This window comes from Pseudomonas sp. HC1(2025), assembly GCF_058742075.1.
In genome coordinates, this window is record NZ_CP196017.1 from 3,531,582 (window position 1) to 3,550,166 (window position 18,585).

General features: G+C 61.4%; 18 protein-coding genes. 4 read left to right on the forward strand and 14 right to left on the reverse strand.

Annotation, left to right across the window (positions count from 1 at the left end; translation table 11 throughout):
- Positions 1 to 63: 63 nt before the first annotated feature.
- A complete protein-coding gene (locus tag ACSSVH_RS15770; RefSeq protein ID WP_169954718.1) occupies positions 64 to 501 on the reverse strand; it encodes a DUF3995 domain-containing protein in 438 nt (145 codons plus the stop codon).
- A 90-nt stretch (positions 502 to 591) separates the two neighbouring features.
- Here ACSSVH_RS15770 and ACSSVH_RS15775 point away from each other — a divergent pair, with 90 nt between their 5' ends.
- Together ACSSVH_RS15775 and ACSSVH_RS15780 are read left to right on the forward strand one after the other, a co-directional pair.
- Complete coding sequence (locus ACSSVH_RS15775) at positions 592 to 981, forward strand: DUF2946 family protein (protein WP_169954719.1); 390 nt, start codon at positions 592 to 594, stop codon at positions 979 to 981.
- Positions 982 to 1,076: 95 nt separating this feature from the next.
- Positions 1,077 to 3,191: a TonB-dependent receptor gene (locus tag ACSSVH_RS15780; RefSeq protein ID WP_492633441.1), complete on the forward strand. Its 2,115-nt coding sequence runs from the start codon at positions 1,077 to 1,079 to the stop codon at positions 3,189 to 3,191.
- A gap of 46 nt (positions 3,192 to 3,237) precedes the next feature.
- Here the strand turns inward: ACSSVH_RS15780 and ACSSVH_RS15785 are convergent, their stop codons facing one another.
- Positions 3,238 to 4,254, reverse strand: coding sequence for an ABC transporter substrate-binding protein (locus tag ACSSVH_RS15785; RefSeq protein ID WP_492633442.1), 1,017 nt, complete (start codon positions 4,252 to 4,254; stop codon positions 3,238 to 3,240).
- Positions 4,255 to 4,375: 121 nt separating this feature from the next.
- On the reverse strand, positions 4,376 to 4,846 hold the full coding sequence (locus tag ACSSVH_RS15790; protein ID WP_076964285.1) for a hypothetical protein: 471 nt from the start codon (positions 4,844 to 4,846) through the stop codon (positions 4,376 to 4,378).
- A 366-nt stretch (positions 4,847 to 5,212) separates the two neighbouring features.
- Between ACSSVH_RS15790 and ACSSVH_RS15795 the strand changes: the two genes are divergently transcribed.
- Entirely contained in the window at positions 5,213 to 5,467 is a 255-nt protein-coding gene (locus tag ACSSVH_RS15795; RefSeq protein ID WP_169954704.1) for a hypothetical protein, read from the forward strand.
- Positions 5,468 to 5,548: 81 nt separating this feature from the next.
- Positions 5,549 to 5,785: a DUF2789 domain-containing protein gene (locus ACSSVH_RS15800; protein ID WP_169954722.1), complete on the forward strand. Its 237-nt coding sequence runs from the start codon at positions 5,549 to 5,551 to the stop codon at positions 5,783 to 5,785.
- 7 nt (positions 5,786 to 5,792) lie between these two features.
- Here the strand turns inward: ACSSVH_RS15800 and ACSSVH_RS15805 are convergent, their stop codons facing one another.
- The 11 genes from ACSSVH_RS15805 to iolE form a co-directional block, all read right to left on the reverse strand.
- Positions 5,793 to 5,996 (reverse strand): hypothetical protein, encoded by a 204-nt coding sequence (locus ACSSVH_RS15805; RefSeq protein WP_032861075.1) that lies wholly within the window; start codon positions 5,994 to 5,996, stop codon positions 5,793 to 5,795.
- A 125-nt stretch (positions 5,997 to 6,121) separates the two neighbouring features.
- Positions 6,122 to 7,762 carry a methyl-accepting chemotaxis protein gene (locus ACSSVH_RS15810; RefSeq protein ID WP_492633443.1) on the reverse strand — a complete coding sequence of 547 codons (1,641 nt, stop codon included), beginning with the start codon at positions 7,760 to 7,762 and terminating at the stop codon, positions 6,122 to 6,124.
- A gap of 183 nt (positions 7,763 to 7,945) precedes the next feature.
- Positions 7,946 to 8,350: a TraR/DksA family transcriptional regulator gene (locus ACSSVH_RS15815; protein WP_010173153.1), complete on the reverse strand. Its 405-nt coding sequence runs from the start codon at positions 8,348 to 8,350 to the stop codon at positions 7,946 to 7,948.
- Positions 8,351 to 8,766: 416 nt separating this feature from the next.
- The gene (locus ACSSVH_RS15820; protein ID WP_169954724.1) at positions 8,767 to 9,804 is read right to left on the reverse strand and encodes an ABC transporter permease; all 1,038 of its coding nucleotides are present in this window, start codon (positions 9,802 to 9,804) and stop codon (positions 8,767 to 8,769) included.
- A 22-nt stretch (positions 9,805 to 9,826) separates the two neighbouring features.
- Positions 9,827 to 11,365, reverse strand: a complete 1,539-nt coding sequence (locus ACSSVH_RS15825) for a sugar ABC transporter ATP-binding protein (RefSeq protein WP_169954725.1) — start codon at positions 11,363 to 11,365, stop codon at positions 9,827 to 9,829.
- Positions 11,366 to 11,427: 62 nt separating this feature from the next.
- On the reverse strand, positions 11,428 to 12,363 hold the full coding sequence (locus tag ACSSVH_RS15830) for a sugar ABC transporter substrate-binding protein (RefSeq protein ID WP_169954726.1): 936 nt from the start codon (positions 12,361 to 12,363) through the stop codon (positions 11,428 to 11,430).
- 367 nt (positions 12,364 to 12,730) lie between these two features.
- Positions 12,731 to 13,777, reverse strand: a complete 1,047-nt coding sequence (locus ACSSVH_RS15835) for a Gfo/Idh/MocA family protein (RefSeq protein WP_172314512.1) — start codon at positions 13,775 to 13,777, stop codon at positions 12,731 to 12,733.
- A gap of 136 nt (positions 13,778 to 13,913) precedes the next feature.
- Positions 13,914 to 14,924 carry a bifunctional inositol 2-dehydrogenase/D-chiro-inositol 1-dehydrogenase gene (iolG, locus tag ACSSVH_RS15840; RefSeq protein WP_169954728.1) on the reverse strand — a complete coding sequence of 337 codons (1,011 nt, stop codon included), beginning with the start codon at positions 14,922 to 14,924 and terminating at the stop codon, positions 13,914 to 13,916.
- Between the two features lie 19 nt (positions 14,925 to 14,943).
- Complete coding sequence (iolD, locus tag ACSSVH_RS15845) at positions 14,944 to 16,875, reverse strand: 3D-(3,5/4)-trihydroxycyclohexane-1,2-dione acylhydrolase (decyclizing) (RefSeq protein ID WP_432754355.1); 1,932 nt, start codon at positions 16,873 to 16,875, stop codon at positions 14,944 to 14,946.
- Positions 16,876 to 16,900: 25 nt separating this feature from the next.
- On the reverse strand, positions 16,901 to 17,695 hold the full coding sequence (gene iolB, locus ACSSVH_RS15850) for a 5-deoxy-glucuronate isomerase (RefSeq protein ID WP_170058423.1): 795 nt from the start codon (positions 17,693 to 17,695) through the stop codon (positions 16,901 to 16,903).
- Positions 17,692 to 18,585, reverse strand: coding sequence for a myo-inosose-2 dehydratase (gene iolE, locus ACSSVH_RS15855; protein WP_169954731.1), 894 nt, complete (start codon positions 18,583 to 18,585; stop codon positions 17,692 to 17,694). Before iolE ends, iolB begins: the two co-directional genes overlap by 4 nt.

The following is an 18,585-nucleotide window of genomic DNA, read 5'->3' on the forward strand; positions in this document are numbered from 1 at the left end:
GGGCCGACGTCTTCGCGGCGATCCGACAAGCCCGCTCCCACATTTGGCCCTGCATACCGTCAGTCAGGTCCAGGCGACGACCAGCAACCCCGTCCCCAACACCAGGCACAATGGCGAATAGAAAAACGTATCCAACCGCGCGAACCGTGACCCGCCGACTTTCTTGAAAAACCCCACCAGCTCCGAATCACCAATCGCCCGCCCAAACATGATCAGGGCAATCGCGCTGATCCCCCATTGCAGGGCCTGATGCCCCACTGGCTGGAAGAACAGCCCCGCCCGCAGGCACACCAACACGGCAATCAGCACCAGCCCCACGGCCACCAGGAACGTACCCAGCGCCGACGCCTTGAACGCCGGCCGTGGCCCGCTGGCGAATTCGCCGGGCAGTTGCGGGATCGCTACGCTGCTGCCCAGCTTGCCGCCTGCGGCCCAGTACACATGGATCATGCTGATAAACGCAAATACCCCGACGACCCACCTCGCAATGACAAAGCTCATGGTTGGATACCCCTGGAAAAGTGCGAAAGAGGATAGTCCTTTTCAGATTTTTTGCAGGCATTTAGTCGTCTGGTGATAAAGTGCCGCCCCATGAAACTCGCCCGTGCCGACCGCTCGTTGATTGCCTGGATGCTCTATGGCTGCGTCCTGTTCAACGTGTTCGCCTGCAGTATTGGCCATGGGCAAATGGTCGGCATGCAGCTCAACGGCATTGGCGGCCAGTTCTGTACCGTAGACCCCCGCACCCAGGCGCCAGCCCCCGTAAACACGGGCGATCAGTCGCTACCCACGCTGTCCAAGGCCTTCGGTTGCCCGCTGTGTTCCACCGGCGGCATGGGCCCGGCGCTCAACTCCAGCCTTAACGTTGCGGTACTGCCCCAGCCTCACGCGCCACCGCCGGCGGTGGTACTCACCGCTGATATTCCCACCCGCTTCACCTGGCCTGCGGCTAATCCGCGCGCCCCGCCTGCCTACGCCTGATACCTGCGCTTTTTGATCCGCACACCGCGCGGCTTCCCCAGGGAAGCGCGGGCGGCTGTGCGCTGCTTTCAAGCCCTGCTTTTCAGGATTTATCGATGAAACATTTACCTCTATTGGCGGGCCTGTTCGGCTGCCTGCCTTTTTGCGCCTGGGCCCTTGAGCTGGCCCCCACCACCATCGACGGCGCCGCCGCCAACGAGCCGGGCCTGGCTCTGGACCAATCCAGCGGCATGGCCTCGCGCCTGGGCCTGAGCGTGCGGGAAACCCCGGCCTCGGTCAGCATCGCCGACCGCAACGATATCGAGCGCCGTGGCGCCAAGACCTTCCAGGATGCGGCCAACACCCTGCCTGGGGTCAACGCCAGTGCGCCGCCGGGGTTTGGCGGGTTTATTTCCTATCGGGGCTTTACCAGCAGCCAGATCACCCAGATGTTCAATGGCATCAACGTCGCCGGTGGCCTGGCACGGCCCGTGGACGCATGGATTTATGACCGGGTGGAGCTGGTGGGCGGTCCCTCCTCGTTGATCAACGGCGCCGGCTCCGTGGGCGGCTCGCTGAACTACGTGACCAAGCTGGCCACCCGCGAGGAGCAGGCCGTCGAAGGCCAGATCAACTACGGCAGCTACGACACCACCGGCATCGCCCTGGGCCTCAACCACGCCCTGACCGAGCCCGGTGCCGAGGTCCAGCACTACGCGCGCCTGGATGTCAGCCGCAACACCAACCATACCCATATCGACCGCCAGCAACGCGATGCCTGGAGCGTGGCCTTTTCCCTGCTCAGCGACCTCACGCCCAACCTGTCCCACACCCTGGCCCTGGAGTACCAGGACGAACACGAGGACAGCCCATACTGGGGCACCCCGGTGCTCAATCCCAAGGCCGGCGAGCTGAAAATCGACAGGCACAACCGCTTCAACAACTACAACGTCGCCGATGGCCGCTACGAACAACGCACGATATGGGCCCGGTCGATCATCGATTACCGGATCAACGACAGCACCACCCTGCGCAACACCCTCTATCACCTGGACAGCCAGCGCGACTACCGCAACCTGGAGACCTACCAGTACAACGCCGATAACAGCCTGGTGAACCGTTCGACGGCCTATCAGGTGCGCCATCAGGGCGAGCAGGACGGCAACCAGTTCGAGCTGCGCCATGACAGCAGCGTGTTCGGCCTGGCCAGCACCTGGTCCGGCGGTTTCGAATACAAGGTCAACAGCACCACCGCCAGCCCGCTGAACGTGTCGGCCAAGAACGCTGTGGACCCCAACCACTTCGATCCGGGGCATTTCTACGACCTGCCAGGCACCAAACCGGGCTTTATCAAGGACAAGACTACCGAAGTGACGACCAAGGCGCTGTTTGTCGAGAACCGCCTGGGCCTGACCGACAAGCTGTCGCTGCTGAGCGGCCTGCGTTATGACGCCATCGACCTGGACGTGACCAGCCACCGCGACAACCTGGGTAACGTCAAGCGCCGTTGGGAGCCGGTGACCGGACGCGTGGGCCTGACCTATCAGTTCATCCCGGCGGCCAATGTCTATGTGCAATACAGCACCGCAGCCGAACAGCCCACCAGCACCACCCAGGTGTTTGATGTCTCCACCGGCAAGCAATGGGAAGTGGGCAGCAAGTTCGATTACCTGGACGGGCGCGGTTCAGCCACCGTGGCCGCCTACCACATCGAGCGCAAGGACTTTGCCGTGACCGACCCACAAGACCCCACCCGCAGTATTGCGGTGGGTGCGCAGTCGTCCAAGGGCATCGAACTGGCCAGCTCGTTGCGCATTACCCCCAGGCTGTTGGCCGAAGGCAATTTCGCCTGGGTCGATGCGCAATACGATGATTTCAATGAAAAAATCGCCAGCGGCGCAGTGGTATCGCGCAAGGGCAACACGCCGACCAACGTGCCCAAGCGCGTAGGCAACCTGTGGCTGACTTATGACATCGCCCCGGCCTGGCAAGGTGGCGTGGATGCGCGGTATGTGGCGCAGGTGTACGCCGATAACGCCAACACCCTGACCGTGCCGGCGTACACCTTGTTTGGCACGTTCCTGACCTACAAGGTCGATCAACACACCTCGGTCACGGGCCGGGTGCGTAACCTGACCAACGAGGTATATGCGCAGTTTGCCCATGTGTCGCCGGCGTATTACCTGGGGTCGCCGCGTACCTTTGAATTGGCGGTGCAAACCAAGTTTTAAGGGGAGCGCTCCCACGTTTGGATCGTCGTTTGCAGTGACGGCGTGGCTATTTCAGGCTGGCTTGGACCTTTGTAGCCACATCCTCCGTCAACCAGGCCTTCCACACTTGCGGATGCTCTTTGAGAAACGCCTGTGCCACTTCGCGCGGCGGGGTGTGCTTTTCGCTCATGGTTGCCAGGGCTTTGTTCAACGGTCCAATTGGAAACTCGACCTTTTCGAAGAACCCGGCAATCTGCGGATATTCCTTCTGGAACGGCGTAGACACGCCAATGCTCAGTTTGGACGCCAACGAACGCGTCGGCTTGGGGTTGGGGTTGTCGGCATCCGTCAGGGTCTTCCACGCCTCGGCGTCGAAGGCAGGTTCCTCCAACTGGATCAACTTGTAGCGCCCCATCAGGGGGGTCGGCGACCAGTAGTAAAACAGGATTGGCCTGCCACGGCGGATCGACGAGGCTATCTCGGCATCCAGCGCCGCGCCCGAACCGCTACGAAAGTTGACGTAGCTGTCGTCCAGGCCATAAGCCTTGAGCTTCTGCTTATTGACCACCTCTGAGGTCCAGCCGATAGGGCTGTTGAGGAACCGTCCCTTGCCGGGGGCCTCCGGGTCCTTGAACACATCTTTATAGCGCGCCAGGTCCTGTACGCTGCGCAGCTCAGGGGCCAGTGGCTTGATCCCTTTGTCCGGGTCGCCCTTGATCACGTATTCCGGGACCCACCAGCCTTCGGTCGCGCCCTTGACGGTATCGCCCAGGCCAACCACCTTGCCTTCAGCCTCAGCCTTGACCCACACCGGGCTGCGGCCCGCCCATTCCTCGCCGATCACCTGGATATCATTCTTGGCCAGGGCGGTTTCCAGGGTGATGGTGGTACCGGGCAGGGTATCGGTGGGCAGGTCGTAGCCCTTCTCGACAATAAAGCGCAGTACTTCGGTGATCAGGCTGCCACTTTCCCAATTCAGGTCGGCAAAATGAATGGGCGCCTGGGCAGCCGCTACCGGTGCGGCCGCCATCGACAGGCCCAAGGTGGTAAGGGATGCTGCCAACAGCGCTCGTATTGCTTTCATGCCTTTGAACCTCGCGTTTACACAGCCATGGCGGATGGCTTTGCTGTCATGCGAAAGCCCTGAATAATTAAGTCCACCCAACTGTAGTAGAGGTTCAACCGATTGCCGGTGCGCTCGCTTATTACTCGCTGGCCTTGAAAGTCACCAGTTCACCCTTGCGCCACTTGGCGGCCTTGCCGGTCACGGCCTTGAGGGTCTTGCTCAGGCCTTCTTGCAGTTGTTCATTGGCGGCGAACACCAGCATCACGCTGTGACCTTCCTTGAACACAATGCCCTCGCCCTGTGCCGTGGAAACAAACGCGTAGTCACCCAGGCCATAGACCGTCAACTTGATATCGCGAAACTTCAGCTCGAACTTGCCACCTTCACGGCTGGGCAGGACTGCGGCGCGAAAGTGATCGCCGACCTTGAGCTCCAGGCGAGGTTTGTCATCGACCACCAACGCTGTTTCGGTATCGATTTCAGCAATGTAAATGCCTTCGGGGGTTTGTTCCGTGATGTAAACAAACCGCGACTGAAACTGCTTAACCAACTTCGCGCGCAAATCACCCAGCACGAACAATGCGTGCATATCCAGATTACTAACTGCCAAGGAAACGCCCCCACATCTAAAAAAGCGCCGCCCGCCAAGGGCAGACAGCACAAAAAAGGCCGATACGGCACGGTACATTAAAAAACTGAAGTTGATTCCCGCCAGACTCGTACAGCCGTGCCTGACAGCCCTTGTACAAGGTCGTCAGGCGGTGCAGGAAATCACAGGTTTATCGGCCAGAGAATACTGGACGCCCCACTTCAGAGAATACCCCATTTGAAAGGGTGGTTTTCCGACAGCCAAAAACCAAGGAAAAACGTTGGATGGAACCGAACGCGGGCTGCCGACAACAATATTAGAACAGCAACGCGGCTTAAAACCACCCGAAATGCTGCAAGCAGGTCAACAGATCAACAGGAGCTCGCCATGCAAAGACTTCATCGCGAACCGACACTGACTCGCGACACCTTATCGCGCAAGGATAGCGCGCTATTCTACAGCGTGTATGCCCACAACGCGTGCCCGGATTTCGCCCTGTATCGGGTCGTCCCGGCGGGCAAGAATTTTTTCCATATCCTGGAAGTGCCCAGCGGTCGGATCAAGGGCTTTCGCAGTGACCATAACAAGGCCTGCGCCCTGGCCAAGGAGTTGGAAGCCCTCCTCTGCATCAATGCCCGTTGACACGTGACTCAAGCAAAATCGAACTATGCGCGCTGGCACGCCTCCCATGGGAGTAGAGACTTAACTATCGTGGAGAATGACATGGACGCGCCAACGCATACCTTGCAAGACCTGTTCGAACAGTTGGGGTTGGAGGCCTCGCCTGCTGCCATCGACACGTTTATCGGTGAACATCCCCTGGCAGAGACTGTGAAGCTGATCGACGCGCCCTTCTGGACCCCGCAACAGGCGCAGTTCCTCAAGGAAGAACTGCGCGAAGACGCGGACTGGGCGATTGCCGTGGATGAGCTGAACCAGCGCCTGCACCAGAGCGTATAACCTGCAGTCAGTGCAGGCGGTCTGAGCGCTCCAGGTCCAGCAGCGCCTGCCAGGCCGCGCGGCATTCCTGGGCTTCGTCGCGACTGGCGAAGGCCGTGCCGCGCTGTTCACCGTTGAGCAACACCACCCAGCAGGCCCTCAGGCCCAGCGCACGCAGGGTCTGTGGCACACCGCTGCCAATCATCACCGCTACATCGACTTTGCTTTGCATGAAAGTTCTCCGCAGGATTAGTTAGCTAGCTAACAATGTGCAGCATCTTAAGCTGTTCCTCACGCCGGAAAAAGCTATCGGCGTAAAAGCTTCCTTGCATAACACGCAACAATCCGTGCCTGGGCCTAGTGCGCGCCAGCCTGCCCCTCAGGCTTATAGCCCAGGCGCAAGCCGCCCCAATGCCGGCCGCTGACCATGATCGGCACGGACAGATCGTGCATCAACTCGCCGGTATCACGGGTATAGGTCTGCAACAGCACAGCCTGCTGGTGGCTGCCGCAGCGGATGCCGGTGCGGTCTTCAAACTTGCGCTTGGTGCGATTGTTCACCGCGTCCACCTGAACATCGCCGGTAAGCGCCTGGGAAAACACCTTGTTGTGCGTCGGCACATAGCCCTGTGGCGTGCAGGCAATCGCGAACACCAGGCCTTCGTGCCGGGGCAGCAAGGCTTCCTGGATAGCGGGCAATACCTGGTCGGTGTAGCCGTCGAAACGGCTGTGGTACTTGGTCGGCTGGCTGTTGGCAATCGGTGTGTAGCTGCGATTGAACAAGTCATCGAGGCTGATGCGGTTCTGCTGGACATCCGCCTCGAACTGCGCGGCGATGCGGCTCGCGCCTTCGCGGGCGAGGTCGTAGATGCGCTGGTGATAATCGTCCAGGCCGACTTCGGCCAGGCGCTCGCTGATCGTTTCGGCCTGCCCTTCCATTTGTATGGCGGCCTCGGCCAACTGCTGGGTCTGCTGGTCGCTGACGGTCAGGTCGCTGCGCATCTGCTCCACCGCATGGAACAGACTGTCGAGCTGCACCCGATTGGTCTCGGTGCCCTGGGCAATCGCGTTGACCTGGCCTTCCACCCCCGCCGCCAACGTGGCAATGCTCTCCAGTTGCTCGCCGGCGTGCTCCACTTGCTCGACGCCGGCCTGCAGATCCACGGACAACTGGCGGATTTGCTCCACCACCTGGGCGGTACGCTGCTGGATGTCCGCCACCATCACCCCGACTTCGTCGGTGGCAGTCGCCGTACGGCCCGCCAGGCCGCGCACCTCATCGGCCACCACGGCGAACCCGCGCCCATGCTCACCGGCCCGGGCGGCTTCAATGGCGGCATTCAAGGCCAGCAGGTTGGTCTGGCTGGCAATCGACTGAATCACCAGGGTCACGCGCTGGATCTCTTCGCTGCGCTGGCTCAGGGCCTCGATCAATTGCCGGCTGTCGCTGGCGCGCTGGCTGAGTTGATGCATGCGGCTGATGGACTCCCCGAGCACCGCGCGCCCCTCGGTGCTGCGCTGATGGGCCTGGCCCGCCGCGCCGAGGGCTTCACGACTGAGCTGGGACGTCAGTTGCTCAGTGCCAATCATCACTTCGGCACTGCTGACGATTTGCTGGGCGGCGCCCAATTGCGATTGCAGGCGGGCCGCCAGTTGCTTGACCGAATAGGCCACGCCGGCGGCTGACAGCGCGTTATGGCTGGTGGTGTAGGACAGGTCGCGGGTCAACGCGCCAATGGCATCCTCGACGACAGCCGGCGCAAGGCTGCGGGCCGGCTTTTTCAGCAGCGGTAGCCAGACCAGCAACAGGGCCACGGGCACGCAGAGGTACATCGACAGGTCGGCAAACGCCAGGCCCGACAATACCAGCACCAGGGCGATGCTTTGCAGGAACGGTGTGACCCAGCCAGGCAGTTGGCGGCTCACCGCGTGCGGCACCACGGCGGCGCCCATCAGAGATCCATCCCCAGCCATGCTTGTTACCCCACTGCTTGTCATTATTGTCTCTGCATTAAACGCCACTAATTGGCCATTATCTATGGGCCATTGGTGTTAGGGCTTGCAGCAGATCAATAGACGGGGGGATGACACGCGCAGGATCACTGCAGGAGCCAGCTTGCTGGCGATAGCGGTGTTGATCGACCGCCTTCGCCAAGCCAGCTCCCTACACAATCAAACAGATCAGGCTTGGCGCTGATGCTTGTCGATTTGCTCGTGGCGCTCTTGCGCTTCGATGCAGTACTTGGTGGTCGGGCTGATCAGCAGGCGCTTGAGGCCGATAGGCTCGCCGCTGTCATCACACCAGCCAAAGGAATCTTCCTTGATACGGCCCAGGGCCTGTTCAAGTTGCGGCAGCATGCGCTGGTCGCGGTCGATGGCGTTGACCAGCCAGGTGCGCTCTTCTTCTACCGAAGCAGCGTCAGCAGGGTCAGCCGGGGTGTCCAGGCTTTCAATGGCGATGCGGTTCTGCTCAATGCGCTCGTGGTGCTCGACTTTCATGTCTTGCAACAACTGCTCGAAAAAAGCGTGCTGCTCGGCATTCATGTAGTCATCCGCCGGCATGGCCAGCAACTTTTCCTTTGTCATTGATTTCTCTATAAAAAATACGTGCATTAAGGCGAATAAGGGAGCGTTCCGGCCAACCTCTGCAGGTCGGGGAAAGACGCCGTCCATTCCAAGCGCCACCCGGCACTCAATTTACGAGGGGCGGCAGTCTACGGCTGACTTGAGGGCGCAGCAACTGAAATGACAGGCAATTTGTCCGACATTCCCCCAAAAGGCACCAGGACGGGCTCGGCAGGTGGTTATCGGAGTGCGTTTATAGCAAGAAATTCAGTGTTGTGGAGCTATATAGAAGACAAACGGTTGGCGGTGCACAAATGTAGGAGCGGGCTTGCCCGCGATAGCGGTGGGTCAGTTGATAGATATTTGACTGACCCATCGCTATCGCGGGCAAGCCCGCTCCCACACAAACAAGCTCCACTTTTTGATTCAACTCTCGCTCAGCGCTTGAGCTTGCGTTTATTGCGATACTGGTCGATCACCACCGCCACCACGATGATCAGGCCCTTGATGATGTCCTGGATGTACGCATCCACCCCCACGAAGGTAAACCCGCTGGCCATCACCCCGAGGATCAGCGCGCCAATCACCGTGCCGGTGATGCGCCCTACCCCGCCCGCCAGGCTGGTGCCGCCGATCACCGCAGCGGCAATCGCGTCCAGCTCATAAGACATGCCCATCCCCGCCTGCCCGGTAGCCGCCCGAGCCGAGGCGACCACACCCGCCAACCCGGCCAGCAGCCCGGCAATGCTGTAGACGATGATCAGGTGCCGCTTGACGTTGATCCCCGAAGTGCGCGCCGCCTGCATATTGCCGCCGATGGCGTAGGTGTACTTGCCGTACTTGGTGTAGCGCAGGGCAATGTGGAAGATCACCGCCACCACCAGAAAGATGATCACCGGCATCGCGCCATGGCCGATGGCCGTGTAGGAATCCGAGAGCATGCTCACCGGCTGGCCTTCGGTGTAATAACGCGCCAGGCCACGGGCCGAGACCATCATGCCGAGGGTCGCAATAAACGGCGGGATGCCGGTAATGGCGATGATGCTGCCGTTGATCGCCCCCGCCAGCAGGCCCACGCCCAGGCCGGCCACCACCGGGATCCACACCGGCAAGTCCGTCAGCGATGGAAACACCGCGCGGGAAAAGTCCGAGGTTTGCGCCAGGCTCGCGGCAATCATTGCCGACAACGCCAGCACCGAGCCCGACGACAGGTCGATCCCCGTGGTAATGATCACCTGGGTCACGCCAATCGCCAGCAAGCCGATGATCGACACCTGCAGGATCATCAGCACCAGGCGCTGGGAGTTCATCAAAAAGCTCTGGTCACGCACGATCCAGCCAAACACTTCGAACACCAGGCCGATACCGATCAGCACCAGGAAAATGCTCAGCTCGGTAGGAAACCGCCGCCGGCTCTTGACCGGTGCCGCAGCGGGCTTTTTTTCCTCGGGTTTGCTTTCCAGTATTGCGTTCATTACCCGTCACCTTTTTTATTCGTTAGTGGACTGCCGTCATACCGGAAGCCAACTGCATGACTTTTTCCTGGGTGGCCTCGGCCCGGTCCAGGGTGCCCATCAACTCGCCTTCGTGCATCACCATCACCCGGTCACTCATGCCCAGCACTTCCGGCAGTTCCGAAGAGATCATGATCACCGCCATGCCCTCGCTGGCCAGAAAGGCAATCAGGCGATAGATCTCGGCCTTGGCCCCGACATCGATGCCACGGGTCGGCTCATCGAGGATCAACAGCCGTGGCTGGGTCATCAACCAACGGGCCAACAGGGCCTTTTGCTGATTGCCGCCCGACAGGGTGTCGATGCACTGCTCAAGGGAGGGGGTTTTTACCCGCAGCTTCTTGCACATGTCCTCGCACAAGGCCCGCAGGGCTTTTTGCTGGATAAAGCCCTTGCCCGAGTAATGGGGCAGCACGGCCATTTCCATGTTTTCCAGGACTGACAGGCACGGGAACAGGCCACTGAGCTTGCGGTCCTCGGTCAACAGCGCAAATCCCTGCTTGATCGCCATGTGCGGGTCGCTGATGCGCAGCACCTGGCCGTCGAGGCGGATCTCGCCGCCGTCGCTTGGGGTAATGCCGAAAATCGTTTCCGCCACATTGGTGCGGCCCGAGCCCATCAGCCCGGCAATGCCGAGGATCTCGCCGGCATGCAGGTCAAAGGACACGCCCTGGAACACGCCGTCCAGGCGCAGGTCGCGCACCGACAGCAGCAACTCGCCGATGGGTTTGTCGCGCACCGGGAACAGTTGGCTCAATTCGCGCCCGACCATCATCGAGATCAGGCTGTCGCTGTCCATGCTGTCGGCTCGCTGCAGGCCGATATAGGCGCCATCGCGAAACACCGCCACCTCATCGGCAATGGCAAACACTTCATTCATTTTATGGGTGATATAGATGATGCCTTTGCCCTGGGCCTTGAGGTCGGCAATGATCGAAAACAGGTGGGCCACTTCCTTGTCGGTAATCGCCGACGTCGGCTCATCCATGATCAGGATGTCGGAGTCGTAGGACACCGCCTTGGCAATCTCCACCATCTGCCGCTCGGCAATGCTCAAGTTGCCAACCTGCTCCTCGGGGTCAAGGTTGATCCGCAGCCGCGCCAGCAACTGCGCAGTGCAACGGTGCATGGCCCGGTGATTGACCAGGCGCAGGCCATTGAGCTGCTCGCGGCCGATCCAGATGTTCTCGGCGATGCTCATATGGGGCATCAGGTTGAGTTCCTGGTGGATCATCGCGATGCCCGACTGCAAGGCGGCCAGGGGTGTATCAAACACCACCGGCTTGCCCCGTAGGCGGATTTGGCCGGCGTCGGGCTGGTAGATGCCGGCGATGATTTTCATCAGCGTCGACTTGCCGGCACCGTTTTCTCCCATCAGCGCCAGGACCGAGCCGGGGCGCACCCGCAGTTGCACATCGTCCAGGGCCACGACGCCGGGAAAACCTTTGCTGATATGGGCGATTTCCAGCAGGTAAGGCTCTTCTAGACCTGCGGGCTGCAAAGCAGTCGCTTGAGCGAGCATATCGGGGCTCCATCGGCAGGGCGATTGCGAACGCCCTGCGGGCTTATTGTTGTTATTGAACGCTACTTGAACGACGCGACATTGTCCGGGGTGATCAACTGGAACGGCACCACGACGTTTTGCTCGACCGCCTCGCCCCTGGCCATTTTCACCGCCGCCTCCACCGAACCGACCGCCTGCCCCTTGGCATCCTGGAACACCGAGAGCGCCATCTCGCCCTTGGTAATCGCATTCAAGCCGTCGGGCGTGCCATCGACGCCGCCAATCAACACGCTGCCCGGTTTGACGCCCGCGGTTTTCAAGGCCATGGCCGCGCCAATCGCCATTTCGTCATTGTTGGCCACGACCGCATTGAACTCGCGGCCCTGGGTCAGCCAATCGTTCACCAGGGTCATGCCCTTGTCCCGCAGCCAGATCCCGGTCTGCTCCTGTTCAATCTTGATGTCCGGGTATTTGCCGAGGACCTCCTTGACGCCCTTGGTGCGATTGGTCGTCGAGTTGTTGGCCAGGTCGCCCAGCAGAATCACGATTTTGCCTTTGCCGCCCAGTTTCTCGGCCAGGTACTGCATTTGCAGTTTGCCGGCCTCGACGTCATTGGACGTCACCGTCACCACCCCTTTGGGCAGGTCGGTCTGATCCGGGCGGCGGTTGACGTAGACCAGCGGGATACCGGCTGCCACCGCGGCCTTGGTAATGCGTGCGGTGGAGGCGGTGTCCACCGGGTTGACCACCATGGCATCGACTTTCTGGCTGATAAAGTTCTCGACCTGGCTCAGTTGCTTGACCACGTCGGCGCGAGCATCTTCGAACTGCAGTTGCACGCCGTCGCCCTTGGGGTAGGACTTGGCTTGCTTGTCCATATCCTCACGCAGGTAGGTGAGGAAGGTGTCGTCGAACTGCGACATGCTGACGCCAATCTTGATATCGGCGGCCGCGGCCACGCCGCTGGCAAGCAGCATCGACAAGGCCAGCGAGGCGAAACGGATCTGGGTCTTCATGAACGGTCTGTCTCCACTTTCTTGTTGGTTTTCTGGACGTAGCGTTTATCAGAGCGATGAGTTGGCAGCAGGCAGCCGTACCACGGGCGCCCCCGGAATGCAGCACACCAGGGCGCCCTTGCTTTCGATGCAAAGGACATTGAGAAAAGAGAAATAGAAGGGCCGTGCGCGGGGCGGGAAGGCAGTACGTAACACTCGCAGTACAGCGTTGAAGATTTTCATCTGACGGTACCTGGTTGTTTTTTTATCTTGTTTTTGTTGAGCCCACCGCGTCCTTTATAAAGGAAGGCCGGGACAGACTTTCAGCAACCTGGAAATGACTTTATTGGAAAATAATTTCCATATCAACTCATTTTAGAATTTTATTCTATTTCCACTCTACCCCTTCCAGCGTGGCCATCTCCACCACTTGCCGGCGCTCGGCGCTGAGCCTGGCGGCATCCAGCACGCAGGTGGCTTCCCAGGCATCCCTGGCCTGCACCGGCAGTTCGCCCTGGCCCTGGACTGCGCTTTGCAATTGGCGATAGAACTGGTTCCAGGCGCCCTTTTGCGAAGGGATCCGCTCGCGTTCCGCGCCTTGTTCGAACCAGCCCCAGCGGCGATGATCTTCGGCGCCCCAATGTTCACCTTCGGTCTTCGGATTCTTGCCGGCCAGCAGCGCCTGCTCCTGGCCATCCAGGCCTTCGACGGTGTAGCAGCCCGCCGTGCCGTTCACTCGAAAACGCGGGGCCTGGCTGTTTTGCAGGGCGCTGCCCCACAGGTGGGAAATCACCCCGTTGGCGTGGGTCAGGCAGACAAAGAAGCCATGATCGACCGTGGGATGCTCGGCGCTGTACTGCAATTGCGCATACACCAGCTCTACCGGACCGAACAGCTGCAAGGCCTGGTCCACCAGATGGCTGCCCAGATCCCGCAGGAACCCGCCGCCGCTGGCGTTGCCCACCGCTTGCGGGCTGTAGCGCTCTACCCTGGATTCAAAGCGGGTGATAGTGCCCAGGGCGCCAGCCTCGATCAGCTTGCGCAGGGTCAGGTAGTCCGAATCCCAGCGCCGGTTCTGGTAGACGCTGAGTTTTACCCCTTCACGTTCGGCGGCGCTAATCAGCGCCCGCGCCTGCTCGGCATTGGCGGCGAAGGGTTTGTCGCTGACCACCGCCACACCATATTCAATGGCCTCCAGCACCAGGGCCGGGCGGCCCTTGAGGGTGGTGGAGATCACCAGCACCTCCACCCCGGCTTCGACGATCTGCGCGATGCTGTCGAATGCCGGCACCCCGGGATGCTCCGTCGCCAGTTGCTGGCGGCGCTCGGGGGCGCGGGTCACCACGCCAACGAAGATTGCCCCGGGCAATGTGGCGATCAGCGGGGCATGAAAAAAACGGCCACCGTGGCCGTATCCAACCAGTCCGATTCGCATGAACCAACTCCTCTCGTGATCTGCAAACCCAATCAAAATGTAGGAGCTGGCTTGCCTGCGACGGCGGTAGATCAGTCAAGTATTTCTAACCTGATCCACCGCCGTCGCAGGCAAGCCAGCTCCTACATTGACCGCGCTAGCCGTAGAATGCCGGGCGCTGCGGCAAGCTGACCGCAACGATCTGCCCACTGCCCTGGGCCTCGATACACGCATCCGCCGCCACCGCCGCCGCAAAACCATCCCAGGCCGAAGGTCCCCCCACCTGGCCGGCGCGCACGCCATCGATAAAGGCCTGCAACTCGACGTCATAAGCGCCAATAAAACGGTCTTTCCAATCCATCAGAATTGCATTCGATAGCTTGGCGCCGCTGCGCAGTTGCACCTGGGACGGCTCTGGCAATTTGGCAATGCCCGTCTCCCCCACCACTTCACACTGGATGTCGTAGCCGTACTGGCAGTTCACAAACACTTCCACATCGATCCGCGTCCCCCTGGCGGTTTCCAGCAGCACGATCTGCGGGTCGCGCAAATGGCTCAGGGCCTTGCTGGTTTTACGCGGGAACACCACCTGCACTGACACATAGTCATCGGCCAGCAGCCAGCGCAGCACGTCCAGCTCGTGGATCAAGGTGTCGGTGATGGCCATGCCGGTGTTGTAGTTTTCCCCCACCGTCGGGTTGCGGTGGGCGCAGTGCAGCATCAACGGCTCGCCGATCTGGCCGCTGTCGATCACCGCCTTGAGCGCCTGGTAGCCCTGGTCATACGGGCGCATGAAACCGACCTGGACCAGGCGCTTGCCGTGGGCCACTTCCGCCTCGACGATCTTGCGACAGCCTTGGGCAGTGACAGCCAGGGGTTTTTCACAGAACACCGGTTTGCCAGCTGCGATAGCCGCCAGCACAAATTCCTCATGGCTGGGGCCCCAGGAGGTGACCAGCACCGCCTCGACCTGCGCCGAATGGATCAGCGCATGACCGTCGGCGTACACCTCGGCGTTCAGTTGCAGGTCAGCCACCACCTGGGCCGCCTGCTCAAGGTTGATATCGGTGACCGCCACCACCTGGCTGTTGAGCAAGGTCTGGCTGCACCGGCGGATATGGTCCCGGCCGATGGCGCCCGTACCGATCACACCCAGCTTCAAAGACATGGCAACGCTCCTCTTATGGTCAGTACTGCCGGGCCTTGGCCAGGCGTTCATTGAGTTGTTTGGCGCAGGCATTGGTGCGTTCGCTGGTGGACACCTGCGCCACGCCAACCCGCCACCACGACAGGTAGCCGTGGATCATGGTCTTGGGCAGCACCTTGATATCGATCAGCGTCGACACGCTCTGCGCGCGTGCATCAGCCAGCGCGGCGTGCAGCTGCGCAACCGTCGTGACCTTGTAGGTCTTGCAACCATAGGCCGCCGCGCTCATGGCGAAATCCACCGGCACCAGGCCGCCATCGAGCTTGCCGCTGTCGGGGTTGCGGAAGCGGAACTCGGTGCCGAAGCTGTCCATGCCATTGCCCATCTGCAGGTTGTTGATGCAACCGAAGGCCATGTTGTCCAGCAGCACCACGTTGATTTTGCGCCGCTCCTGGATCGAGGTGGCCAGCTCCGAATGCAGCATCATGTAGGAGCCATCGCCCACCAGGGCGTAGACCTCGCGCGCCGGCTCGGCCAGCTTCACCCCCAGGGCTGCGTTGATCTCGTAGCCCATGCACGAATAACCGTACTCGACGTGGTAGGTGTTGACCCCCTTGCTGCGCCAACTGCGCTGCAAATCCCCCGGCAGGCTGCCGGCGGCGGCCACAATCACCGCGTCGTCGGCCAGGGTCGCGTTAAGCACACCCAGTACCTGGCTCTGGGTCAGGCAGGAGCCGGTCAGCTCGATGAATTCGCGTAGCACCGCCGCATCCATGTGGTCGTGGATCTCGGGGCTGAAGTCGGCGTCGGTGTAGCGCGCCTGATAGACCCGGTCCACTTCGGCATCCCCCTGCGCACGGGCCTGGCGGGGCTGCTCGCCCCATTGCGTGGCGTAATCGCCCAGCGCGTCGGCCAATGCCAGCAGCCCGACCCTGGCATCTGCCAGCACCTGGACACCGTCGAGCTTCAGCACATCGCCAGGGCTGATATTGAGGTTGAGAAACTGCACCTCGGGATGTTGGAACAGGGATTTCGACGAGGTGGTGAAGTCGCTGTAGCGCGTGCCGATGCCGATGATCAGGTCGGCATCCCGGGCCAGCAGGTTGGCGGCCAGGCAGCCGGTTTCACCGATGCCGCCGACATTCAGCGGGTGGCTGGAGACGATGGCGCTCTTGCCGGCCTGGGTCTCGGCAAAGGGGATCTGAAAGCGCTCGGCAAACGCCTGCAGCGCGGCATTCGCGCCGGAGTACTTGACCCCGCCCCCGCAGATAATCAGCGGCTTGCGCTTGGACTTGAGCAGCGCGGCAGCGTCGCGCAGCATCGCTTCGGTGGCCGGGCGTCGGTCCAGGCGGTGCACGCGTTTTTGCAGGAAGTAATCGGGGTAATCCCAGGCCTCGGCCTGCACGTCCTGGGGCAAGGCCAGGGTCACGGCGCCGGTTTCGGCCGGGTCGGTCAGTACGCGCATGGCGTGGATCGCCGCACTCATCAACTGTTCAGGGCGGTTGATGCGATCCCAGTATTTGCTCACGGCGCGAAACGCATCGTTGGTGCTGATGCTCAGGTCATGGAATTGCTCGATCTGCTGCAACACCGGGTCGGGCTGGCGACAGGCATACACATCGCCGGGCAGCAGCAACAGCGGGATGCGGTTGGCGGTGGCGGTTGCCGCGGCGGTCAGCATATTCGCCGCGCCGGGGCCGACCGAAGCGCTGCAGGCGTAGACCTTGCGCCGCAGGTGCTGCTTGGCAAACCCAATCGCGGCATGGGCCATGCCCTGCTCGTTGCGGCCCTGATGCACCACGAGCTCGCCACCGTCTTGCTCCAGGGCCTGGCCCAGGCCCAGCACATTGCCGTGGCCAAAGATGGTGAACACGCCGGCGACAAACTTGCTCTGCACGCCATCGACTTCGATGTACTGGTTATCCAGGAACTTCACCAGGGCCTGGGCCATGGTCAATCGGGTTGTGCTCATGTTTGGCCCCCTCGGCGCCTACGGGTTAAAGATCCAGCAACCAACTGTGCTGCGGGTCATTGTGAAAGTGCCAGGCGCGCTTGGGGCCGGCCATCACGTTCAGGTAATACGATTCGTAGCCATAGGGCACGCTGACCGGGTGATAACCCTTGGGCACCACCACCAGGTCGTGGTTTTCCACGGCCATGGCCTGGTCGATGCTGCGGTCGTCGGTGTACACCCGCTGGAACACAAAGCCCTGGGAGGGGTTGATCTGGTGGTAATAGGTCTCTTCAAGAAAGCTCTGGTGCGGCAGATCATCGGTATCGTGCTTGTGCGGCGGGTAGCTAGATGAGTGCCCGGACGGCGTACGCACCTCCACCACCAGCAGCGAATGGGCCGGCTCGCTGTCGGGCAGGATGTCGCAGACGTAGCGGGTGTTGGCGCCCTTGCCGCGCACACTGCGCCGGCACTGCTCGGGGCGGATCAGCCGGGGCGCGAGACCGGCGGCAAGGGCGCCGGGCGCGGCGCAGACGGCGATCTGCACATCGCTCAGGGCTGTCACCTGGGCCCGCGTGCTGGGCGGCAGATAAGCTGCGAAGGGCGACTTATCCTCGAACACCGACTGGCGATCACCGAGGTTTTGCCAGCTGAAGCCCTCGCCTTCGATGCTCACCCGGCCGCTGAGCAGCACCAGGCACAGCTCGTCGTCGTTGGCGCTGACCGGCAGTGTTTGCCCCAGGCTCAGGCGGTAAGCGGCAAACCCTACATATTCCAGGCGCCCCTCTGGCAGCGCGACCATGGTTGGCCCGCGCGGGGTGCTTTTGACCAGCAGGCTCATTGTGCAGCCCTCGCATCCAGCAGCGCGCGCAAGGTATCAAAGCCTTTTTTTGCATAGATATAGCTGGGGGCCACGGCCGGGTCCTGCTCAGCCTCCACCACCAACCAGCCGCTGTAGCCAGCGCCCAGCAACACGTCCAGCAACTGGGCGAAGTCGATATCGCCATCGCCCGGCACCGTGAAGGTGCCGTTGACGATACAGTCGGGAAAGCTCCACAGCTGGTTGCGCGCCAGTTGCACCACCGGTTTGCGCACATCCTTGAAGTGCACATGGCAGATACGGTCCAGATGCTTGCGCAGCACCTCGACCGGCTCGCCACCGCCCATGTAACAGTGCCCCGAATCGAACAACAGGCCGACCTCCGGGCCAGTGAGGCGCATCAGGGTGTCGATGTCCTCCGGGGACTCGACGTACGCGCCCATATGATGGTGGTAGGCCAGGCGCACGCCCTGGGACAGGGTAAAACGCGCAAGCTCAGTGAGCTTGTCGGCGTAGGCCTGCCATGCCTGTTCGCTGTGAAAGCGCGGGCGCTCGATCAGACGGATCGGCGAGCCCTGGATCGAGTCGGCCACTTCACCGTAGACCAATACCGTGGCGCCGTTCTCGCGCAGCAGTTGCACATGGCTGGCGATGGCGTCGATTTCCTCGGCCACCGAGCGCCGGGCCAGGCGGCTGGAGTACCAGCCGGAGACCAGCGCCAGGTCGTAGGGGCGCAACACATCACCCACGCCCTTGGCGTCCTTGGGGAATTTGCCGTTGAGTTCGAAACCTTCGTAGCCGATGGCCTTGCCTTCGCTGAGCGCGGTGCTCAACGGCGTCTCGCCGCCCAGGGCCGGCAGGTCGTCGTTACTCCAGGAGATGGGGTTGATGCCAATACGGATTGCGGGCAT